The organism is Gracilibacillus thailandensis (assembly GCF_010994055.1).
Lineage (GTDB): Bacteria > Bacillota > Bacilli > Bacillales > Amphibacillaceae > Gracilibacillus > Gracilibacillus lacisalsi.
This window is the reverse complement of record NZ_WJID01000047.1, coordinates 1-20,639: the sequence shown is the minus strand read 5'-3', so window position 1 is coordinate 20,639 and position 20,639 is coordinate 1. Positions and strand designations below refer to the sequence as shown.

The following is a 20,639-nucleotide window of genomic DNA, read 5'->3' as shown; positions in this document are numbered from 1 at the left end:
CCAAAAAGGAGTCTATAGGAATGAGTGATATCTATAAAGATGCAGGCGTCGATGTGAACGCAGGATACAAAGCAGTTGATTTAATGAAAAAACATATCACAAAGACGAATCGCCCTGAAGTAATCGGAGGAGTCGGTGCTTTCGCCGGCCTGTTTGACTTAAGTAAATTCTCATATGAAGAACCAGTCTTAGTTTCTGGAACAGATGGTGTCGGAACAAAACTGAAGCTTGCCTTTACATTGGGTAAACATGACACGGTTGGCGTCGATCTTGTAGCTATGTGTGTCAATGATATTGTTGCCCAAGGTGCCGATCCACTCTTTTTCTTAGATTATATTGCTTGTGGTAAGAACCAGCCGGAAAAGATCGAGCAAATTGTAAAAGGGATAACAGATGGTTGCGTCCAATCGGGTGCTGCTCTAATTGGTGGCGAAACAGCAGAAATGCCAGGCATGTACAGTGAGGATGAATATGATCTTGCAGGCTTTGTCGTTGGGATTGCGGATAAAAAACAAATTATTACTGGAGAAAAGATAAAAGTTGGTGACAAAATCATTGGTTTAACTTCATCAGGAGTACACTCCAACGGTTTTTCCTTAGTCCGTAAAATAATTGATGATAAAGGGTTACATTACCAAGATCAAGTACCAGAGTTGAGCAAAACATTAGGTGAAGCACTTTTAGAACCAACAAAAATTTACACAAAAGCAATTCAACAATTAAAATTAGACCTCACGATCAAAGGGATTAGTCATATCACAGGAGGTGGCTTCTATGAGAACTTACCACGTGCTATTCCAGAACATCTTGGTGTAAGAATTGAAAAAGGATCATGGCAAAAGCCAGCTATCTTTGATTACTTACAAAAACAAGCAGATTTACAAGAAGAAGAGATGTATGGTGTCTTCAATATGGGGATCGGCATGGCGGTTATCATTGAAGCACATGAAGCAGATATGGCACTTCAATTATTAAAAGATATCAACGAACAAGCAGCTATTATCGGAGAGGTGACAGAAGAAACTGGGGTGACATTCTCTAATGAATAAATTAGCGGTGTTTGCATCAGGGACCGGCAGTAATTACGATGCTATTATCGAAGCAACGAAAAATGGTACACTTGAAGCAGAAGTAGCCTTACTTGTTTGTGATAAACCGAATGCAAAAGTAATAGAGAAGGCAAAACAAAATGGAACACCTGCTTTTGTATTTGATCCAAAGCAATATCGAAATAAGCAGATGTTCGAAGCGAAAATAGTGGAAGTGCTCCAAGAAGAAAAAATCGATTGGATCATCCTTGCAGGCTACATGCGCTTAATTGGTGACACTTTATTACACCCCTTTGATGGGAAAATCATTAATATTCACCCTTCGCTTTTACCAGCCTTCCCAGGATTGGACGCAATCGGACAAGCATTTGATGCGGGCGTAAAAGTGTCAGGTGTTACGGTTCATTACGTCGATTCAGGTATGGATACGGGAAAAATTATTGCACAACAAGCGGTAGATGTTGAAGACGGCATGACAAGGGAAGAATTGCAAAAAGCCATTCAGCAAGTAGAACATCAGCTTTATCCAGCTACGATTCAAAAACTGATCACGAGAGGAGAATAACGTTGAAAAAACGTGCATTACTAAGTGTTTCTGACAAAAGCAATTTAGTTCCTTTTGCAGAAGAATTAGATAAATTAGGTTATGAATTAATCTCAACAGGTGGTACATTGCGAGCATTACAAGATGCTGGATTACCTGCAAAAGGTGTTTCGGAAATCACCAATTTTGATGAAATCCTAGATGGTCGTGTTAAAACATTACATCCATATATCCATGCGGGACTTCTTGCACGTCGAGACCAAGAGTCTCATGTCACGCAATTAGAAGAGCGTGGCATTACTCCGATTGATGTCGTCGTTGTCAATCTTTATCCGTTTAAAGAAACGATTGCAAAAGAAGATGTAACAGAAGAGGATGCAATTGAAAATATTGATATTGGCGGTCCAACGATGCTACGATCTGCATCGAAAAACTTCCGTGATGTCACGGTAGTAGTGGATCCATCTGATTATGATGCGGTGTTAGACAACTTAAGCAATAATGGTGGAACAGTTGAGTTTCGTAAACAACTAGCGGCAAAAGTGTTCCGTCATACCGCAAACTATGATGCAATGATTGCGAACTATTTTGTCGATATTACAGGTGAAGAGGATCCGGAAACATTTACTCAAACTTTCGAAAAAGTTCAATCCCTTCGCTATGGCGAAAACCCACATCAAAAAGCGGCATTTTACAAAGAAGGTAATGTAAAAGGCGCGTCTATCGCCAATGCAAAACAATTACATGGTAAAGAATTATCGTATAACAATATCCAGGATGCTAATGCTGCTTTAGAAGTTGTGCTTGAATTTCCTGAACAACCAGCAGTGGTAGCCGTAAAACATATGAATCCATGTGGAGTTGGTATCGGTGACTCGATTTCTGATGCCTTCAAAAAGGCATATGCCGGTGATCCGGTATCTATATTTGGCGGTATTGTAGCATTAAATCGTGAAGTCGACGAAGCTACTGCCAACCAACTGAAAGAAATTTTCTTAGAAATTGTTATTGCACCAAGCTTTTCTGAGAAAGCTCTCGAGATCTTAACCGTGAAAAAGAACATTCGCTTATTGGAAACACCTATGCAAGTAAACGAGAATGATACGAAAAAAGTAGTCAGCGTGATTGGCGGACTACTTGTTCAAGACCGCGACAATGGCAAAGTGTTAGCAGAAGATATCGAAGTTGTGACAGATCGTAAACCAGATGCAAAAGAAATCGATGAGCTTCTCTTTGCATGGAAAGTGGTAAAACACGTGAAGTCTAATGCAATCGTTGTTGTCAAAGGGGACCAGACTCTTGGAGTTGGTGCTGGACAAATGAACCGTGTTGGTGCTGCAGGAATTGCCTTTGAGCAGGCAGGAGAAAAGGCAGAAGGTGCAGTAATGGCATCAGATGCATTCTTCCCAATGCCAGACACCGTAGAAAATGCTGCAAAAGCAGGAATCAAAGCGATTATCCAACCAGGTGGATCCAAGCGTGACCAAGATTCCATTGATGAGTGCAACAAACACGGTATCGCAATGGTATTCACAAAGATGCGTCACTTCAAGCATTAAGCAGAAAGGATTCTCAATAATTTGGGAATCCTTTTTCTCAGATTGAAGCATTCTCACGGACAAAAGAAAACGAAATCGGCGAAAAGTGTCCCTGAGATGCACTCTCACGGACAAAAGCAAGCGAAATCGGCCAAAAGTGTCCTCGAGAAGCATTCTCACGGACAAAAGAAAACGAAATCGGCGAAAAGTGTCCATGAGATGCACTCTCACGGACAAAAGAAAACAAAATCGGTAAAAAGTGTCCACGAGATGCACTCTCACGGACAAAAGCAAGCGAAATCGGCCAAAAGTGTCCACGAGAAGCATTCTCACGGACAAAAGAAAACGAAATCGGCGAAAAGTGTCCATGAGATGCGCTCTCACGGACAAAAGAAAACAAAAGCGGTAAAAAGTGTCCACGAGATGCATTCTCACGGACAAAAGCAAGCGAAATCGGCCAAAAGTGTCCACGAGATGCACTCTCATGGACAAAAGAAAACAAAAACGGTAAAAAGTGTCCACGAGAAGCATTCTCACGGACAAAATAATTCCAAATCCATAAAAAGTGTCTATGAGAATCTTCCCTTATTCATAGATAGAAAAAGGAGGCCTCCCATGAAAGTATTAGTAATCGGCGGTGGTGGTCGTGAGCATATCATCGTAAAAAAATTAAAGAGTAGTGAGCGTGTAACAGAAATTTTCGCTGCACCTGGAAATGGCGGTATTGCGCAAGATGCCACATGTGTACCAATCAAAGATGATGCAATTGAAGAATTAGTGTCATTTGCGCAAAAGGAACAAATCGATTGGACGATTGTCGGTCCTGAAGTTCCCTTAACAAAAGGTGTAGTAGATGCTTTCCAAGAAAAAAATTTAAAAGTATTCGGACCTAAAAAAGAAGCTGCTCTTATTGAAGGAAGTAAAGACTTTGCTAAAGCATTTATGAAACAATATGATATTCCGACAGCGAAATATCAGACATTTACTGAGGTAGAAAAAGCAAAGGCGTATATACAACAAGAGGGAGCACCAATTGTAATTAAGGCAGATGGACTAGCAGCCGGAAAAGGTGTTGTTGTTGCGATGACAGAGCATCAAGCGTTAGCTGCGGTTGAGGATATGCTGATTGACAATAAATTTGGCGAAGCTGGAAGCAGAGTTGTGATTGAAGAATATTTAGAAGGAAAAGAATTCTCTCTTTTTGCTTTTGTTGATGGTGAAAATGTCTATCCGATGGTACCTGCTCGTGATCATAAACGCGCCTATGACAATGATGAAGGTCCCAACACCGGTGGAATGGGTGCTTTTTCACCAGTACCAGATTTAGATCCAAAGCATATTGAGTTTACAGTGGAAAAAATCTTAAAGCCTGTTGCCAAAGGAATGAAGAAGGAAGGACGCACCTATACCGGTGTTCTTTATGGTGGTTTGATTGAGACGAAGGAAGGACCTAAAGTAATCGAATTTAATGCTCGATTTGGTGACCCGGAAACACAAGTTGTTTTGCCATTGTTGGAAAATGACTTGATCCAAGTGATTGAGGATGTCACCGCCGGAAAAGATCCACAGCTAAAATGGAAGAAAGGCTACGCAATAGGGACAGTAGTGGCTTCCAAGGGTTATCCTGGTTCATATGCTAAAAATGTAAGCCTCCCAGATCTTACGGCAGATGATCAAGTTTATGTAATCCATGCTGGAACAGCCCGTACAGAAGATGGCTCATTCTCCTCTACAGGCGGTCGTGTTCTATTAGTAGGTTCGATCCAAGACAGTCCGGAGCAAGCACAAAAAGAGATTTATCAATACTTGGAACGGTTTGATCAAAACGATGATTTCTTCTATCGAAAAGATATAGGTTTCTCTAAACAATAAAATAACGAACAAAAGGGAAAGCTACTATTCATGCCAGATTAGTAGCTTTTTCTTGATATATCATGCTTACAAAAGTATAATTACTTACATAAAATAACCTAAAAAGGAGACAAATAATGAATTTTCATCGAAAACCGATTACATTTGTCAGCAATGTCACCGTAAAAGTGCAGGATTTAATTAGATCGATAGCTTTTTACCAAAAAGTTATCGGTTTTGATATATTAGAAAAAAACAACACAACAGCTGAGCTAACTGCAGATGGTAAGACAAGTATTCTTACCTTGGAACAACCTGATAATGCTGAGCCGAAACAGTCACGTACAACAGGTTTGTACCATTTTGCTATATTACTACCAACAAGAAGGGACCTCGCAAACTTTGTTTTTCATAGTATAGATATTGGCTTACCTTTAGCTTCGTCTGATCATTTAGTAAGTGAAGCATTATACTTCTCAGACCCAGATGGAAACGGAATTGAAGTTTATCGTGACCGAGATCCTGCTGGATGGACTTGGCAAGGTGATCAAGTAGAAATGGCTGTCGATCCATTGGATTTTGAAGATCTTTTACAAGCAGGAGAAAAAGGGGGGTGGAAAGGACTTCCAAAAGGGACTGTGATGGGTCATATCCATCTGCATGTAGCAGAAATGGAGAATACCAAACATTTTTATGAAAAAGGATTAGGTTTCGAAACGGTATCCCAATTCGGTAATCAAGCATTATTTATCTCAACAGGGAAGTATCATCATCACATTGGTCTGAACACATGGAATGGAGTAGGTGCCCCGCAACCTTCAGAAAATAGCGTCGGTTTGCAATCTTATACGATCAGCTATCCAACAAAAGAAGCGGTCCATCATACGGTGCAAAATTTGAAGGCAATTGGTGCTTCAGTTAAGGAAGAAGAAAACCAAGCTATTACAAAAGATCCGTCTGGTAATAAGATTATTATTACTTCTTAAGGCAACTGATGTGATAAACGAAATGAAAGACTAAATCAGACAAAAGTGTCCATCACAAACGAAATGAAGGACAGAAAATAGATGAATCCGAAAAAAGTGTCCATCATAAGCGAAATGAAGGACAGAAAATAGGTAAATCCAAAAAAAATGTCCATCACAAGCGTCATGACGGCCAGAAAGTGATAAATCCCAAAAAAAGTGTCCATCATAGATAATGTGCTATAGTAGGAGAAAAAGCTTGGTCTGCACCAAGCTTTTTTTACTCTTCAAAATTTAGGTTGGTTGGTTTATCTAGCAGTACAACATTAATCTCTAAATGTGTTGTAGGTACATTGTTATCTACTTCTTCAAACTTTAACCCATCCAACCATACTTTACCTGCTCCTGTTAGTAAAATTCCGTAAGAGATAGTGGCACTGTTTTCTGGAATATCAAGTATGATAGCATAATGATTCCAATTATTTGTGCCGGTAATGGGACGATCATGCATGTTGTCAAATTGTAATAAGTCCTCTGATGCACTATCCACCCTCATCCACAAACCTGAAAAAGTTGCTACATTTTTAGATTTGATAAAACCTGAAAGCTTTATTCTTTTTCCTTTGTACTTGTCTGCATTAACTTGTTGCATTAGTGTTGCAAATTGGTCGTTTTCATCGACTGTGAGTGATTCTAAGTAAGCAGAAGCATTACCCTGATGAACCTGTTCGCGATCAATTCCGCTTTTGTAAAAGTGCGGATGGCTTCCGCTGATAAACCATCCATTAATTTCTTCATGCATGTGAAGTTCCTCCTTTTTCACAATCATTTGCTTCATGAATTTTCGATATTGTCCAGGGGGAAGGTGATATATTTTCTTAAATGCTCTAGTAAATGCTTCTTGAGATTCAAATTGATATGTTAATGCAATATCAAGGATTCTTTCTGATGTATGTAGTAATTTCATTGCTGCATGAACGATTCTTCGTAATCGAATGTACGAAGCAACTGACATTCCTACTTCATGCTGAAAAATACGATGGAAGTGATATCTAGAGAAATGGCTGACTCTGGTAACATCGTCAATATGAATCTCTTCTTGAAGGTGCTGTTCGATCCAGTCAATTGTTCTTTTTATGGCTTCATTGTATGACAATATGAATTCCCCCTCACAAATTCATTATAAAAGCACAATTTTTTCTTTTTTTGATTTTTTTTGCTTCGAATATGTAAAAAAACTAATAATCCCCTTAAATGTAAGATAATGTTGTATAATTCGATTAAGGAGGATCACATTATGCAAAAAGTATTAATAGCACTTAGTTGTATGATCGTTCTAACGATTATCTTAACCATTTTTTATGAGCAAAGTCGTGAACCAGTCCCTTTACCTTACTATAATATTGAACAGAACCAACAACAAGAGGAAAGCGATACATCCAAAGAAAAAGGAATCACTAGTTCCGATGGTACATTGGCTATCGTGTTAGCGGAAAATAATGAAGCTGTATGGACAATTGGATTAGGGGATGATTTTTACTTTGATCAAAACACAACAGATCCTCCTACCGGTGAAATTATTCTATACCCAGCAACACTTGTAGATAATAAAATAATCCGATTACAGTACCAAGGAGAGGCACCACTACGCTAGTTTTCTATGATAAAATGAACGAAACAGCTTTCTCTAAAAAAGGAGTTTAATAGCATGTCACAAGTACACAAAGCAGAAGCACCTAAAATAGTAAGATGTAAAATCATTACCGTCAGCGATACAAGAACACAAGACACCGACAAAAGTGGGAAACTAATGTACCAATATTTAGAAGAACACCATCATCAAGTGAATGCGTATGATATTGTAAAAGATGAACAAACAGAAATTAAACGAGCGATCGAAAATGGTATTCAGCAGACTGACATTGATGCAATCTTAATCAATGGCGGTACAGGAATTGCCAAACGTGATGTGACCATTGAAGTGATTGAAAATATGCTAGATAAAGAAATACCTGGGTTCGGAGAAATTTTTCGTATGCTAAGTTATACCGAAGATATTGGTTCAGCAGCGATTCTTTCCCGAGCAACAGCAGGAGTAGTGCAGGATAAAGCCATTTTTGCTACGCCAGGTTCCTCAGGAGCTGTTAAATTAGCGATGGAAAAATTGATTATTCCAGAATTGGGACATGTTATCAGGGAGATCAATAAGGATATCTAACGGTACTAATCATTTGTAAACCCCCCGTTTGAGAGCATAGGAGAACGAAAAGCACTGGATAAAATCGCAATAGCGAGATGGGAAAAGGCTGTTGCAGAAGGTAAAATAAAACGGATCTCAAAAAGGAAAATGTATTATGATTACCGTGAATAAAACAGAGCAGATTATTATTCTGCTCTGTTTTCAATAGTTAGTTGAGATGACTCAACAGAATCTCCCTCAATTGATAAATAATATTTGTTTCCTTTTTCAATAGTGATAGGAACATGTGGTGTTATAGGAATTTGGTTTTCATTATTTAATACGACCGAAGCTTCTAATGAGACTTCTCCTGTTAATGAAAAATCCTCTTTCAAGAATTGAAAATGGAGTTCTTGACCAGTATCTACTGTAGAATTATCTGCATTGATCGTCGTTTGATTTGAAACTTTTAACCCATCCTTATAAACGTTAATGGAGATGCCTAGAAACTCAAATGTCGTGTTATTGGTGACAACTATTATTATCTCCTCATTAGCCTCATCGTTGGAGGCGGGAGTTAATATTCCATTATCATCTGTGGTATTCCAATTACTAAGTACCAAAATGGTGACGAGGCAAGCTACAGTAACTAAACTTAAGAGCGGCTTTATAGATAGGTGAGTTGTTTGGACTTCCTTATTAGGTTCTTGCACTTCTCGAAAAATACTGTCGTATAAATCTGCACTTTCCTTTTTGGATAACTTAATTTTTTGATCAAGCCCTTGCCATTCGTTATCAAATTTGCTCATGAATGTATCCCTCCTTTTGCAGCTCTTTCTTTAACGATTTCATAGCCCTAAATAACTGTACTTTCACTTTGTTTTCAGACCAATGTAAAATGGCAGAGGTTTCTTTAATAGAGAATTCTTTAATTTTTCGTAAAATAATGACTTCGCGGTAAGAGATCTTTAGCTTTTGTAATGCATGATACAATTCTTTTTCCGACTCATTTAGCATTGATATTTGTTCGGGCGTTTTATCTAGTGCCTGTAAAGTAGTAGGTCGATCTAATAAAAAGGCAATCGGTTTTTGTTTGCGAATATGGTCAATTGTTATATTCCTTGCTATTCGAACTAACCAGCCTTTTTCGTCACCACCATGGAACGAATCAAATCTGTGATAGGCTCGAACAAACGTATCTTGCATCAAGTCTTTCGCTTGTTCGTGATCACCAATCATAAAATAGATGTAATTATAAATATCTTGATGGTATTTTTGATACCAATGTTGCAAAGAATCCAATGCCCCCATTCCTTTCTGTTTTTCTACCTTAACAACGTATTCGTTCTCAAAAGGTTACACAAAATAAAAAAAATCACTCAACATCTTATTGAGTGATTACTCCTCTCTCTTATATACCCCACTTTTTCCACCAGTTTTTTCAACTAAATAAGTCTGGCCAATTACCATACCTTTATCAACTGCTTTACACATATCATAAACGGTTAACGCTGTAATAGAAGCAGCGGTTAAGGCTTCCATCTCCACACCAGTACTTCCTTTAGTTTTGGCTTCTACTGTTATCACTAACTCATATGTATTCTCATCGTTTTTCCAGTCAAAATGAATGTTGACCCCGCTTAATGGTAACGGATGACACATCGGAATAATTGTCGATGTTTGCTTGGCTGCCATAATTCCGGCTACTTGTGCAACAGAAAGGACATCCCCTTTACCAATGGTTTGATCTACGATTTTCGTGTAAATCTCCTTGTTTACCAAAATACTTGAGCGGGCAATCGCGGTTCTGCTTGTTATCTGTTTGTCTGTTATATCCACCATTTTTGCTCTACCTTGTTTATTTATATGAGAAAATTCAGTCATGCTATCACCAACCTTCATCCCTATTATACGATAACAACTTGTGATACTCCTCACCATTATACTATAACAAAACATGTTATAATAGAAAGATCTTGACAGGAAGGGTTACCAATGAACATGAAACGAATACTATACATACTATTAGCTCTTACTTTAATAACGGCATGTCAGCAAGAAAAAGAAGAAATAACAATTTCGGCAGCAGCATCCTTAACGGACGCATTACAAGAAATTGTACATCAGTTCGAAGGGGAAAACCCTCATATCACCGTTTCACTTAATCTAGGCGGATCAGGTTCATTGAGTCAGCAAATTATACAAGGGGCACCAGCAGATATCTTTTTTTCTGCGTCTGTTCCACATTTTGAACGGGTTTTACAAGAAGGGTTAATCGAGGAAGAGAGTGCTCACGCTTTATTAGCCAATCAACTAGTGTGGATTCAGCCACAAAATGTTCAACTAGCTACTACAGTCGAATCATTTGATCAAATGGCAATTGGTACACCAGAAACCGTACCAGCTGGTAACTATGCAAAACAAGCGTTGGTAGCGCAAGGAATTTATAAGGAAATAGAAGAGCAACTCATTTTTACGAAAGATGTTAGACAAGTCGTGCAATATGTAGAAAGTAATAATGTAGATGCAGGCATTGTTTATCAAACGGATGCCATGATTTCTGATAAGGTGCAAATCAATGAAACTCTGCCAGTGGGAGAGCATGAACCAATCATATACCCCGTAGGTATCATTAAGGATTCCCAAGCGGTTGAAGCTTTTTATAACTATTTACAGTCGGCAGCAGCACTCGAAATATTTCAACAATACGGATTTCAAGAAATAGATGGTGACGCAGATGGAAGCATTTTTTCAACCGATTAAATTATCATTAATTGTTGCAAGTATAGCATTATTGATCGTCTTTATTTTAGGCGTTTCAGCAGCATGGCTGATGTCCAGAAAAGAGTTTAGGGGCAAAGTATTGATTGAAACGGTATTATTGTTGCCAATTGTTTTACCTCCAACTGTAATTGGTTTTATTTTAATTATGTTGTTTGGTCAAAATGGAATATTGGGTACATTAACGAATCTGCTGTTTCATCAATCACTTATGTTTACGATTTGGGCAGCTATTATTGCAGCGGTAGTAGTTGCTTTTCCACTTATGTATCAGTCTGTTAAGACAGGTTTATCATTTGTGGACCGTCATATTGAAGATGCCGCAAGAGTAGATGGCTCCAACGAATGGGGCGTTTTTCGGTATATCACGTTACCATTAATCAAGAGACCTATTCTTTCAGGTGTGATTCTAAGCTTTGCCAGGGCATTAGGCGAATTTGGAGCGACATTAATGTTTGCTGGAAATATTCCCGGACGAACACAGACAATACCTATGGCAATTTACGTGGCCTTTGAATCCAATAAAATGACATTAGCATGGTCATGGGTTTTGTCTATCATTGTCGTATCTTTTGTTATGCTATTTTTTATACGTAAATCTGCCTAAAAAATAGTCATAAATTTGTAAAAACCACACAATGCAAACGCTATCAATGCGTGTTAGAATAGAAGGAAATCACAAAAGAAGTTGAGGAGATTAGGATGAATGATCATTTATATAGATGGAGAAATAAAGAAATTCGTAAGCAAGTAGCTGTTATTGATGGCAAAGAGTCACCTACACTGATTTTGACAAATGCCTATTATTTAAACGTTTTTTTAAGAAAATGGCTGGAGGCTCATATTTGGATTTACCATGACCGAATTGTATATGTGGGTTCGAAATTACCAACATCCTTAACAGGTATAGAAGTAGTGGATTGTACAGGTAAATATGTGGTGCCGGGATATATTGAACCACATGCACATCCATTTCAACTTTATAATCCTTATGAATTAGCTATGTATGCCGGGCAAACAGGAACAACAACATTGATGAATGACAACTTACCATGGCTTTATTTAACTAATAGAGAGAAAGCGTTTACATTGTTAGAGGATTTCATGAAGCTCCCTGTATCCATGTACTGGTGGGCAAGATTTGATTCACAATCTGAAATTAATGAGGAACAAGAGATTTTTAAGGATGAGGAAGTCCAAGCATGGTTGCAGCATGAAGCAGTCGTGCAAGGAGGAGAATTAACGGCATGGCCGCAAGTCATGCGTGATGATGACCGTATTCTTTATTGGATGCAGGAAGCAAAACGACTTCGTAAGCCGGTAGAGGGACACTTCCCAGGTGCTTCTGAGCATACATTGGTAAAGCTAAAACTTCTCGGTGTCAGCTCAGATCATGAAGCATTATCTGGTGAAGAGGTATATAATCGTCTATCAATGGGGTATCGCGTAGGTTTGCGCAATTCTTCGGTACGCCCTGACTTGGCAAAGTTGTTAAAAGAGCTACAGGATCTCGGAATTCATTCTTATGATTTCCTAACAATGACAACAGATGGTTCTACACCTGCCTTTTATGAGAACGGCATCATTAATCAATGTATTCAGATTGCAATAGACAGTGGGGTTCCGGAGATTGAGGCATATATGATGGGAACATACAATGCAGCAGAGCAATTCCATTTAGAGGAACGACTCGGTGGCATTGCTCCAGGTCGAGTAGCACACCTAAATATTTTATCAGAAGTAAACAATGCCACACCTGAATCTGTTATTGCGAAAGGAAGATGGTTGAAAAGAGACGGACAATTGGTTGAGCAAAATATCGAAATCGATTGGGATAAATACGGATTAGGAGAGCTTAGCTTAGATTGGCAGCTAACAGAAAAAGACTTGCAATTCTCGATGCCGGTTGGACTGAAGATGGTTAATGATGTCATTATGAAACCATATCCAATTACAATTGATGCCAATACGGAAGAAATTACAAATTCAAAAGATGAATCGTTCCTGATGTTAATCGATCGTGAAGGGCAATGGCGAGTAAACACAATTATAAAAGGATTTACGAAAACATTAGGTGGATTGGCCAGTTCCTATTCGTTAACCGGTGATATTGTGTTAATTGGGAAAAGTAAATCAGATCTATTACTAGCGTTTTCAAGAATGAAGGAAATTGGTGGAGGAATTGTCCTTGTACATCAAGGAAAAGTTGTTTTTGAATTACCGTTACAAATTGCTGGCATGATGTACAATGGCAAGATGCCAAAACTGATAGAAGAAGATAAGCGATTAAAGGAAATTTTAATTGATCACGGCTATCAATACGAGGATCCGCCTTACAATTTACTTTTTTTATCGTCGATGCATTTACCTTTTGTCCGGATTACTCCGTTAGGAATCATCGATGTGAAGAAAAAAGATATACTCTTTCCAGCGATTATGCGTTAAGAAAAGAGGTTGGCGATTAGTCAACTTTCCTCTATAATAGAATTAGTTCTATCGGCATGCAGTGAATAAGCATGCCGATATTCCGTTTAAACTATTTTTAGAGATTAGAAAAGGTGGCCTTTTTGATGAAGAAATGGTGTGTACTTTTTATTATTTTATTATGTTCACTTGTAGCATGTTCTAATGATGAAGAAACGACAAACGAGCAAGATCAGGAAGAACCAGAAGAAATTGTGGAAGAGGAGCCGGTTGAGCCTGAAGAACCGGAAAAACCAGAGCATATATACCCTTTAACAGGGCTTGAAGCGGAGGAGGATGTGACCAATCGATTAATTGCTGTTATGGTCAATAACCATCCAAAAGCAAGACCGCAAACAGGCCTTTCTCAGGCAGATATAGTTTTTGAGATTTTGGCAGAAGGCAATGTAACTCGGTTTATGGCGCTCTATCACAGTCATATGCCTGATCGTGTTGGTCCTGTTAGAAGTGCAAGGCCATACTATTTTAATTTAGCAAACGATTATAATGCGCTTTATGTCTATCACGGTGCTGCGGATCATATTGAGAATATGGTTCAATCTGGTGCAGTGCAAGGGTTAAATGGCATGTACTATGATAATGATAAAGTGTTATTTGAAAGATCAACGGACCGTAACCCACCGCATAATTCGTATACCTTATTTGACGGTATCTACCAGCGGGCAGAGGAACAGGGGTATAGGCTTGAAGCAGATTATCAACCAATGACATTTTTAGAGGACGAGTCTGTAGAAGGTGAAGATGCTTCTGGTGTTAGCTTTAATTACGGTAATTATAGTGTAAGATACCAATATGATGAGACAACAGAGAAATATTTACGATATAGCGATGGTGTACAAACAGTAGAATATACAGACAGTTCACCTATTCAATTGGATAATGTATTAATCATAGAAACAGCCCATCAAGTAATTGATGACGAGGGACGTCGCGAAATTGACTTTAACTCTGGAGGAAATGCTTTATTGCTACAACAAGGTAAAGTGCAAGACGTGCAATGGGAGCGAAATGATGGTAGAATAATCCCAATGAAAGATGGAGAGCCAGTTCCGTTTGTTCCAGGTCAAACGTGGATCAATGTGATTCCTACGAGCCCTGGTATTGATGGTATAGAACTTTCAAACACGGCGGAGTAAAAAGGAGAGATGTATACCATGCAAATCGATAAATTGCGTGGCAAACAATTAGATCAATTATTTGATGCTATTTTATCGCTGGAAGACCGGGAAGAATGCTACCGCTTTTTTGATGATATTGCAACAATGAACGAGATTCAATCATTAGCACAACGCCTGCAAGTAGCGAAAATGCTTGACGAAGGCAGAACATATACAGCTATTGCAGAAGAATCTAGCGCATCTACGACAACTATCTCTCGAGTGAAGAGATGCCTCGCTTACGGTACCGATGGATATCGTTTAGTGTTAGACCGATTGAAGGAAAAAGAGTAAAATCAAGAGTGCCTTCTTAGTAGAAGGGACTCTTTTTAGGTAGTGTCCAGAAAAGTGATGAAAGTATCCAGATAACAGTGGAAAATGTCCAGATAATGCACATAAGTGTCCAGAAAGAGTGGGATAGTGTCCAGATAATCTTTGAAAGTGTCCAGAAAATATAATAACAAAATGGAGGCAATATATATGATTCGCTTTGGAGTAATAGGTACAAATTGGATAACCGATCGTTTTATTGATGGAGCAAGTAAATTAGATGATTTTAAGTTAAATGCTGTTTATTCACGCACGGAGGAAAAAGCAAGAGATTTTGCGAGTAAGTATAATGTCGAGCATACATATACAACTATTCAGGAGTTGGCAGACAGTGACAAAGTCGATGCCGTTTATATTGCTTCACCGACAGCTTATCACTGTGAACATGCGACAGCTTGTATGAAAGGTGGTAAACACGTTATTGTTGAAAAACCTTTTGCCTCTAATCAGCAAGAGGTACAAGCGATGATTGATACCGCAAAACAACAAAACGTCACGCTGATGGAAGCAATGAAAACGACGCATACTCCTAATTTTAAGCTTATTCAAGAAAGTTTAGCTAAAATTGGACCAGTTCGCCGCTATGTTGCGAACTTCTGTCAATATTCCTCTCGTTATGATAAATACAAAGAAGGAATTGTATTAAACGCATTTAAACCAGAATTGTCAAATGGGTCATTAATGGATATTGGTGTATATTGCATTTATCCGATGGTCGCTTTATTTGGCGGACCAGACCGTGTGAAAGCAACAGCATATATGTTGGAATCGGATGTTGACGGTGAAGGAACCGTGACAGTGGACTATCCCTCATTGAACGGTGTCTGTATGTTTTCTAAAATTACGAACTCTGCTATCCCATCAGAAATTCAAGGGGAAAAAGGATCAATTGTTATTGGGAAACTTTCTGATATGAACAATGTAAAAATCGTGTACAAAGATGGTTCTGAAGAGGTTTTAAATGCCGGGCAAGAAGATAACACGATGTATTATGAAGCAAAATCATTTATCGAGTCAATTGAACAAAAGAAGCTGGAAAATGATATCAACACATGGGAGCATTCCCTTAAAACGATGCGAATACTAGATCAGGCACGAAAAGAAATCGGGCTTGTATTTCAGGCTGATGAAAAATAAATCTTACGGACAAAAAATGCAAACATCACTAAAACTTGTCCATAAGAAATAAAAAAGGCTGTCATCGGTGTGACAGCCTTTTCTATGTTAATTCCGAATCAAATGATCAAATGCTCCCAATGCCGCAGTAGCACCAGATCCCATTGAAATAATGATTTGCTTATAAGCGCTGTTCGTACAGTCACCTGCTGCAAATACACCAGGGATACTTGTGGTACCACGCTCATCGACTACAATCTCGCCAAACTTATTTAACTCCAAAGTATCCTTCAACCACTCTGTGTTTGGAACAAGTCCAATTTGAATGAAGACACCTGCAAGCTCAATTTGTTTCTCTTCTTCTGATTCTCGATCTACGTATTTTAGTCCTTCGACTTTGTCAGAACCATAGATTTCAGAAGTTCTGGCGTTTGTAAGCACTGTTACATTGGATAGACTATATAGGCGGTCTTGTAAAACATTATCTGCTTTTAATTCTGGAGCGAATTCAATCAGTGTTACATGTTTAACAATACCTGCTAGATCAATAGCTGCTTCGACACCAGAGTTTCCACCACCGATTACAGCAACATCTTTTCCTTCAAAGATGGGACCGTCACAGTGTGGACAGTATGCAACACCTTTGTTCTTGAACTCTGCTTCGCCAGGAACACCGATATTACGCCAGCGAGCACCGGTTGAAAGTACAATTGTTTTACTTTTTAGTGTTGCACCATTCTCTAATTCTAGTTCAAAAAGATCTTTTTTCTCTAAAGATTTAGCACGCATAGAGTTCATGATATCTACATCATAATCACGTACATGCTCTTCCATGTTAGCTACTAATTTAGGACCTTCTGTATATTTCGTTGTGATGAAGTTTTCAATACCAAGTGTGTCTTGTACTTGTCCACCAAAGCGTTCTGCCACGATACCAGTACGGATACCTTTACGAGCAGCATAAATAGCAGCACTGGAACCAGCAGGTCCTCCACCAACGACTAATACATCATAAGGATCCTTATCATTTAGCTCGGAAATGTCAGCACTGCTTCCTAGTGCTTCAAGGATGCTTTCGATGGTTTGTCGACCATCAACAAACTGTTCGCCATTTAAATAAACGGAAGGAACAGCCATGATGTCTTTACTATCTACTTCCTCTTTAAAAGCAGATCCTTCTACCATCGTATGAGTAATGTCAGGATGTGCAACACTCATAATGTTAAGTGCTTGAACGACATCAGGACACTTTTGGCATGATAAGCTTACATACGTTTCGAAGTTAAGCGGACCTTCTAGTTTTTTGATTTGTTCAATAATAGAATCATCCACTTTAGGTGGACGTCCACTTACTTGTAATAATGCCAACACAAGAGAAGTAAACTCATGACCAAGTGGGACACCAGCGAAAATAACGCCAGTGTCCTCGCCTGCACGATTAATGCTAAAGCTAGGAGTGCGGTCAAAAGAGCCTTTCTCTACTGTGATTTTATCAGACATGCTTGCAATTTCATTTACTAGTTCGTCTACTTCTTTTGAAACATCGTCAGAACCGACGCTTGCCTTGATGACAATATCATTTTCTAACAGTTTCAAATATTCATTAAGCTGTGTTTTTATTTCTTGATCAAGCATTTTGACCCTCTTTTCTTATATTTTCCCTACTAGATCAATACTTGGTCTAAGTGTTTCGCCGCCTTCTTCCCATTTAGCGGGGCACACTTCACCAGGATTGTTACGCACGTATTGAGCTGCTTTAATTTTGTTAATTAGTGAGCTTGCGTCACGACCAATACCTTCTGCATTGATTTCCGCTGCTTGGATGACACCATCAGGGTCAATAATGAATGTTCCGCGATCAGCTAAACCTTCGTCTTCGCGTAGTACATCAAAGTTTTGAGAGATGATGTGTGAAGGGTCACCGATCATTGTGTATTCGATTTTACCGATTGCATCAGAGCTTTCGTGCCATGCTTTATGTGTAAAGTGCGTGTCCGTAGATACAGAGTATACTTCTACACCTAACTTTTGTAATTCTGCATACTGATTTTGTAGGTCTTCTAATTCTGTTGGGCAAACGAAGGTAAAGTCTGCAGGGTAGAAGCAAACAATGCTCCATTGACCTTTAAAATTTTCTTCTGTTACATCTACAAAGTCTCCTTGACGGAATGCAGATGCTTGAAATGGTAGTACTTCTTTACCGATTAATGACATAATGATTGTCCTCCTTGTGTATTTTTTTATTTTTTGAATACTTATTCTCTAAAAAAAGTATTCATTACACAACAATTATTATAAAATAAATTATCTTATAAGTGTAATGATACAAATGATATTTCATAAATTCGTAAAAATAAATCTATCTATTCTACCATTTTGAACGTAAAATTCATGGTTTATTCACAATTATAAAATTATTATTCAAGATGTGAAGAAGATCACACAATTTTTAATTGAGAGCCGATATTATGACATTAACAAAACAGTGTAAGAAAGGATGGGTGAACATGATGAATGTGAAAAAAATGCAACTACCCTTACAAACACTTAGCCTTGTCGTCGGCTTTATGGTATGGGTATTACTCTCATCTTTAATGAGTTTTATTAAGCAAGATATTAGCTTAACTGCAGGACAAATATCGTTTGTTACCGCAGTTCCTGTTATCTTAGGTTCTGTATTACGAGTTCCGTTAGGTTTTTATACGAATCGATTTGGGGCACGAGGTTTATTTCTGTTAAGTTTACTCTTTTTAATCCTGCCAGTTGGTTATTTAGGTATGGCAAATAGTTTCACAGATTTAATTCTATCAGGATTATTCCTTGGTATTGGTGGAGCGGTATTCTCTGTCGGGGTTACGTCACTACCGAAATATTATCCGAAAGAAAAACACGGATTTGTGAACGGTATTTATGGTGTCGGGAACATCGGGACGGCGATTACTTCATTTGGTGCACCAATTATTGCTGGGATGTTTGGTTGGCGAATGGCAGTGTTTACATTTATTATTCCCTTATTACTGTTTGCGGTGCTCAACTTTATATGGGGAGATCGCCATGAACCAAAAGTTCAAACTTCATTAAAGCAACAGGTATTAGGAGTTTATAGAAATAATAAACTATGGTTTTTAAGCTTCTTTTACTTCTTAACATTCGGGTCCTTTGTTGCTTTAACGGTTTATTTACCAAACTTTTTAGTATCGGAATTTCAACTATCTGAAGTTGATGCCGGATTACGAACGGCGGGCTTTATTGCATTATGTACATTACTCAGACCTGTTGGTGGCTGGTTAGGAGATAAATTTGACCCATTTAAAGTGTTGATGTTCGTTTTTACAGGCTTGACGATTTCAGGTGTTCTGTTATCTTTTTCACCAACGATACCGCTATACACAATTGGTAGTTTATCAGTGGCACTATTTGCTGGTATTGGCAATGGGACGATTTTTAAACTTGTTCCTTTATATTTCACTAAACAAGCAGGAATCGTTAATGGTATTGTGGCTGCCATGGGAGGATTAGGTGGATTTTTCCCACCGATAATTCTCACTTTGGTTTATGATATTAATGGTCACTATGCGATTGGCTTTATGGCACTATCCCAGTTTGCACTGGCGAGTTTAATCATCATTATTTGGATGTATTATACTGATAAATTGAATTTGTCCAACTATATTGTGAATAATGCGGGACAAGGCATTTTAGTGACCGATGAAAATGGCAGCATTACAAAGATAAACCGAGCCTTTGAACGAATAACCGGTTATCGCGAAGAAGAAGTAATTGGTCAGAATCCCAATATATTAAGCTCTGGACAGCAAGATCCACGTTTTTATGAAGGAATGTGGAAGCAGTTGAAAGAGAAAGACATTTGGCAAGGTAAGATTACTAATAAGCGTAAAAACGGAGAACTCTATACGCAATGGTTGTCTATAAGTGTGCTAAAAGATGCAGGGGATAATATAACTAATTATGTCGGGGTATTTAGTGAAATACATGAGTGATTTATGTGCCAATTTTAATATTTGTAGAGAGCTTGGTATGAAATCAAGCTCTTTTTTTTGTAAGATAAGAAAGTATAAATTTTGAGCAGATGTCTAGCTCCGAGCGCCCAGAAACTAGGCGACTTCACGAATCGCCCTACGATAAGTCATCATCGGTTCGTAAACTCACCGTGATTCCTTTATCTCAGTTAATTCGTTCCAGTCGCTACGTTTCTAAGCGGGCGCGCTCTGCGCTTTTCTTATCGACATTATTTTGTGAGTGTTGTAAAATATAGACAAATTTAATAGAAAGGAAGGGTTTTATTGATAACTCGTCAAAAGTCAAATGAGCTCAAGGTCTATGAATATCTCCGTGTCCGAAAACCATTTTCAAAGCAAGAAAAAAGGAAATTTGTGAAGTTGAAAAGAGGATATGAGGGAGAACTTCTATTTGATACCTTCATTGAAGAATTACCTTGTGATTTCCTTTCCTTAAATGACCTCTGGCTTACCCACCACAATAAATGCTTCCAAATAGATAATGCACTGCTTGTGAATAACATCTTTTATATGTACGAAGTGAAAAATTATCCTGGAGTATACTATTATGAAAAAGATAAATTATTTTTGGCTCTATACTAAATGTGGTGGTGCTTCCTGGAGTG

22 protein-coding genes are annotated in these 20,639 nt (G+C 38.3%); 15 read left to right on the top strand and 7 right to left on the bottom strand.

The genetic code is table 11. The features are described 5' to 3' along the window. Positions 1 to 20: 20 nt before the first annotated feature. From purM to purH, 3 genes are read left to right on the top strand one after another with little or no spacing between them, the layout of a single operon-like run. Entirely contained in the window at positions 21 to 1,049 is a 1,029-nt protein-coding gene (gene purM, locus GH715_RS14030) for a phosphoribosylformylglycinamidine cyclo-ligase (RefSeq protein ID WP_153836401.1), read from the top strand. Beyond that, complete coding sequence (gene purN / locus GH715_RS14025) at positions 1,042 to 1,614, top strand: phosphoribosylglycinamide formyltransferase (protein ID WP_153836402.1); 573 nt, start codon at positions 1,042 to 1,044, stop codon at positions 1,612 to 1,614. The genes purM and purN overlap by 8 nt, the downstream gene beginning before the upstream one ends. A 2-nt stretch (positions 1,615 to 1,616) precedes the next feature. Next, positions 1,617 to 3,152 carry a bifunctional phosphoribosylaminoimidazolecarboxamide formyltransferase/IMP cyclohydrolase gene (purH, locus tag GH715_RS14020; RefSeq protein ID WP_153836403.1) on the top strand — a complete coding sequence of 512 codons (1,536 nt, stop codon included), beginning with the start codon at positions 1,617 to 1,619 and terminating at the stop codon, positions 3,150 to 3,152. Positions 3,153 to 3,189: 37 nt separating this feature from the next. On the opposite strand, the gene GH715_RS14015 is transcribed toward purH, so the two are convergent. Then, a complete protein-coding gene (locus GH715_RS14015) occupies positions 3,190 to 3,633 on the bottom strand; it encodes a hypothetical protein (protein WP_163578668.1) in 444 nt (147 codons plus the stop codon). A 113-nt stretch (positions 3,634 to 3,746) separates the two neighbouring features. Between GH715_RS14015 and purD the strand changes: the two genes are divergently transcribed. Continuing rightward, entirely contained in the window at positions 3,747 to 5,003 is a 1,257-nt protein-coding gene (gene purD, locus GH715_RS14010) for a phosphoribosylamine--glycine ligase (protein ID WP_153836846.1), read from the top strand. A 116-nt stretch (positions 5,004 to 5,119) separates the two neighbouring features. Continuing rightward, on the top strand, positions 5,120 to 5,968 hold the full coding sequence (locus GH715_RS14005; RefSeq protein WP_153836847.1) for a VOC family protein: 849 nt from the start codon (positions 5,120 to 5,122) through the stop codon (positions 5,966 to 5,968). 259 nt (positions 5,969 to 6,227) lie between these two features. Here the strand turns inward: GH715_RS14005 and GH715_RS14000 are convergent, their stop codons facing one another. After that, the gene (locus GH715_RS14000; protein WP_153836848.1) at positions 6,228 to 7,103 is read right to left on the bottom strand and encodes a helix-turn-helix transcriptional regulator; all 876 of its coding nucleotides are present in this window, start codon (positions 7,101 to 7,103) and stop codon (positions 6,228 to 6,230) included. Between the two features lie 141 nt (positions 7,104 to 7,244). Between GH715_RS14000 and GH715_RS21360 the strand changes: the two genes are divergently transcribed. Both GH715_RS21360 and GH715_RS13990 read left to right on the top strand, forming a co-directional pair. Next, positions 7,245 to 7,601, top strand: a complete 357-nt coding sequence (locus GH715_RS21360) for a hypothetical protein (RefSeq protein ID WP_194928297.1) — start codon at positions 7,245 to 7,247, stop codon at positions 7,599 to 7,601. 54 nt (positions 7,602 to 7,655) lie between these two features. Then, positions 7,656 to 8,165, top strand: a complete 510-nt coding sequence (locus GH715_RS13990) for a MogA/MoaB family molybdenum cofactor biosynthesis protein (protein ID WP_153836849.1) — start codon at positions 7,656 to 7,658, stop codon at positions 8,163 to 8,165. A gap of 167 nt (positions 8,166 to 8,332) precedes the next feature. Here the strand turns inward: GH715_RS13990 and GH715_RS13985 are convergent, their stop codons facing one another. From GH715_RS13985 to moaC, 3 genes are all read right to left on the bottom strand, one after another. Continuing rightward, entirely contained in the window at positions 8,333 to 8,935 is a 603-nt protein-coding gene (locus tag GH715_RS13985; RefSeq protein ID WP_153836850.1) for a hypothetical protein, read from the bottom strand. Next, entirely contained in the window at positions 8,922 to 9,437 is a 516-nt protein-coding gene (locus GH715_RS13980; RefSeq protein ID WP_163578667.1) for an RNA polymerase sigma factor, read from the bottom strand. The genes GH715_RS13985 and GH715_RS13980 overlap by 14 nt, the downstream gene beginning before the upstream one ends. A gap of 87 nt (positions 9,438 to 9,524) precedes the next feature. Further along, complete coding sequence (moaC, locus tag GH715_RS13975) at positions 9,525 to 10,010, bottom strand: cyclic pyranopterin monophosphate synthase MoaC (RefSeq protein ID WP_153836851.1); 486 nt, start codon at positions 10,008 to 10,010, stop codon at positions 9,525 to 9,527. A 111-nt stretch (positions 10,011 to 10,121) separates the two neighbouring features. Between moaC and modA the strand changes: the two genes are divergently transcribed. The 6 genes from modA (at position 10,122) to GH715_RS13945 (ending at position 16,015) form a co-directional block, all read left to right on the top strand. Then, the gene (gene modA / locus GH715_RS13970) at positions 10,122 to 10,889 is read left to right on the top strand and encodes a molybdate ABC transporter substrate-binding protein (protein WP_153836852.1); all 768 of its coding nucleotides are present in this window, start codon (positions 10,122 to 10,124) and stop codon (positions 10,887 to 10,889) included. After that, positions 10,864 to 11,514, top strand: a complete 651-nt coding sequence (gene modB / locus GH715_RS13965; protein ID WP_153836853.1) for a molybdate ABC transporter permease subunit — start codon at positions 10,864 to 10,866, stop codon at positions 11,512 to 11,514. Before modA ends, modB begins: the two co-directional genes overlap by 26 nt. A 95-nt stretch (positions 11,515 to 11,609) precedes the next feature. After that, the gene (locus GH715_RS13960) at positions 11,610 to 13,352 is read left to right on the top strand and encodes an adenine deaminase C-terminal domain-containing protein (RefSeq protein WP_153836854.1); all 1,743 of its coding nucleotides are present in this window, start codon (positions 11,610 to 11,612) and stop codon (positions 13,350 to 13,352) included. Positions 13,353 to 13,477: 125 nt separating this feature from the next. Further along, entirely contained in the window at positions 13,478 to 14,527 is a 1,050-nt protein-coding gene (locus GH715_RS13955) for a DUF3048 domain-containing protein (RefSeq protein ID WP_153836855.1), read from the top strand. Between the two features lie 18 nt (positions 14,528 to 14,545). Then, positions 14,546 to 14,842 carry a YerC/YecD family TrpR-related protein gene (locus tag GH715_RS13950; RefSeq protein ID WP_153836856.1) on the top strand — a complete coding sequence of 99 codons (297 nt, stop codon included), beginning with the start codon at positions 14,546 to 14,548 and terminating at the stop codon, positions 14,840 to 14,842. Between the two features lie 186 nt (positions 14,843 to 15,028). Continuing rightward, positions 15,029 to 16,015 (top strand): Gfo/Idh/MocA family protein, encoded by a 987-nt coding sequence (locus GH715_RS13945; protein ID WP_153836857.1) that lies wholly within the window; start codon positions 15,029 to 15,031, stop codon positions 16,013 to 16,015. An 87-nt stretch (positions 16,016 to 16,102) separates the two neighbouring features. Here GH715_RS13945 and ahpF read toward each other — a convergent pair whose 3' ends face one another. Together ahpF and ahpC are read right to left on the bottom strand one after the other, a co-directional pair. Further along, on the bottom strand, positions 16,103 to 17,629 hold the full coding sequence (ahpF, locus tag GH715_RS13940; RefSeq protein WP_153836858.1) for an alkyl hydroperoxide reductase subunit F: 1,527 nt from the start codon (positions 17,627 to 17,629) through the stop codon (positions 16,103 to 16,105). A gap of 15 nt (positions 17,630 to 17,644) precedes the next feature. Further along, complete coding sequence (gene ahpC, locus GH715_RS13935; RefSeq protein ID WP_018932371.1) at positions 17,645 to 18,208, bottom strand: alkyl hydroperoxide reductase subunit C; 564 nt, start codon at positions 18,206 to 18,208, stop codon at positions 17,645 to 17,647. A 293-nt stretch (positions 18,209 to 18,501) separates the two neighbouring features. Here ahpC and GH715_RS13930 point away from each other — a divergent pair, with 293 nt between their 5' ends. Beyond that, the gene (locus GH715_RS13930; protein ID WP_153836859.1) at positions 18,502 to 19,995 is read left to right on the top strand and encodes a nitrate/nitrite transporter; all 1,494 of its coding nucleotides are present in this window, start codon (positions 18,502 to 18,504) and stop codon (positions 19,993 to 19,995) included. Between the two features lie 393 nt (positions 19,996 to 20,388). Continuing rightward, complete coding sequence (locus tag GH715_RS21955) at positions 20,389 to 20,616, top strand: nuclease-related domain-containing protein (RefSeq protein ID WP_390308476.1); 228 nt, start codon at positions 20,389 to 20,391, stop codon at positions 20,614 to 20,616. Positions 20,617 to 20,639 lie beyond the last annotated feature (23 nt).

Coding starts and splice junctions, on each gene's coding strand:
- GH715_RS13960 (WP_153836854.1), top strand. CDS start 11,610: ATGAATGATCATTTATATAGATGGAGAAATAAAGAAATTCGTAAGCAA.
- modB (WP_153836853.1), top strand. CDS start 10,864: ATGGAAGCATTTTTTCAACCGATTAAATTATCATTAATTGTTGCAAGT.
- ahpF (WP_153836858.1), bottom strand. CDS start 17,629: ATGCTTGATCAAGAAATAAAAACACAGCTTAATGAATATTTGAAACTG.
- ahpC (WP_018932371.1), bottom strand. CDS start 18,208: ATGTCATTAATCGGTAAAGAAGTACTACCATTTCAAGCATCTGCATTC.
- GH715_RS13950 (WP_153836856.1), top strand. CDS start 14,546: ATGCAAATCGATAAATTGCGTGGCAAACAATTAGATCAATTATTTGAT.
- modA (WP_153836852.1), top strand. CDS start 10,122: ATGAACATGAAACGAATACTATACATACTATTAGCTCTTACTTTAATA.
- GH715_RS13990 (WP_153836849.1), top strand. CDS start 7,656: ATGTCACAAGTACACAAAGCAGAAGCACCTAAAATAGTAAGATGTAAA.
- GH715_RS13945 (WP_153836857.1), top strand. CDS start 15,029: ATGATTCGCTTTGGAGTAATAGGTACAAATTGGATAACCGATCGTTTT.
- moaC (WP_153836851.1), bottom strand. CDS start 10,010: ATGACTGAATTTTCTCATATAAATAAACAAGGTAGAGCAAAAATGGTG.
- GH715_RS13985 (WP_153836850.1), bottom strand. CDS start 8,935: ATGAGCAAATTTGATAACGAATGGCAAGGGCTTGATCAAAAAATTAAG.
- GH715_RS13980 (WP_163578667.1), bottom strand. CDS start 9,437: ATGGGGGCATTGGATTCTTTGCAACATTGGTATCAAAAATACCATCAA.
- purN (WP_153836402.1), top strand. CDS start 1,042: ATGAATAAATTAGCGGTGTTTGCATCAGGGACCGGCAGTAATTACGAT.
- GH715_RS13955 (WP_153836855.1), top strand. CDS start 13,478: ATGAAGAAATGGTGTGTACTTTTTATTATTTTATTATGTTCACTTGTA.
- GH715_RS13930 (WP_153836859.1), top strand. CDS start 18,502: ATGATGAATGTGAAAAAAATGCAACTACCCTTACAAACACTTAGCCTT.
- purM (WP_153836401.1), top strand. CDS start 21: ATGAGTGATATCTATAAAGATGCAGGCGTCGATGTGAACGCAGGATAC.
- purD (WP_153836846.1), top strand. CDS start 3,747: ATGAAAGTATTAGTAATCGGCGGTGGTGGTCGTGAGCATATCATCGTA.
- GH715_RS21360 (WP_194928297.1), top strand. CDS start 7,245: ATGCAAAAAGTATTAATAGCACTTAGTTGTATGATCGTTCTAACGATT.
- GH715_RS14005 (WP_153836847.1), top strand. CDS start 5,120: ATGAATTTTCATCGAAAACCGATTACATTTGTCAGCAATGTCACCGTA.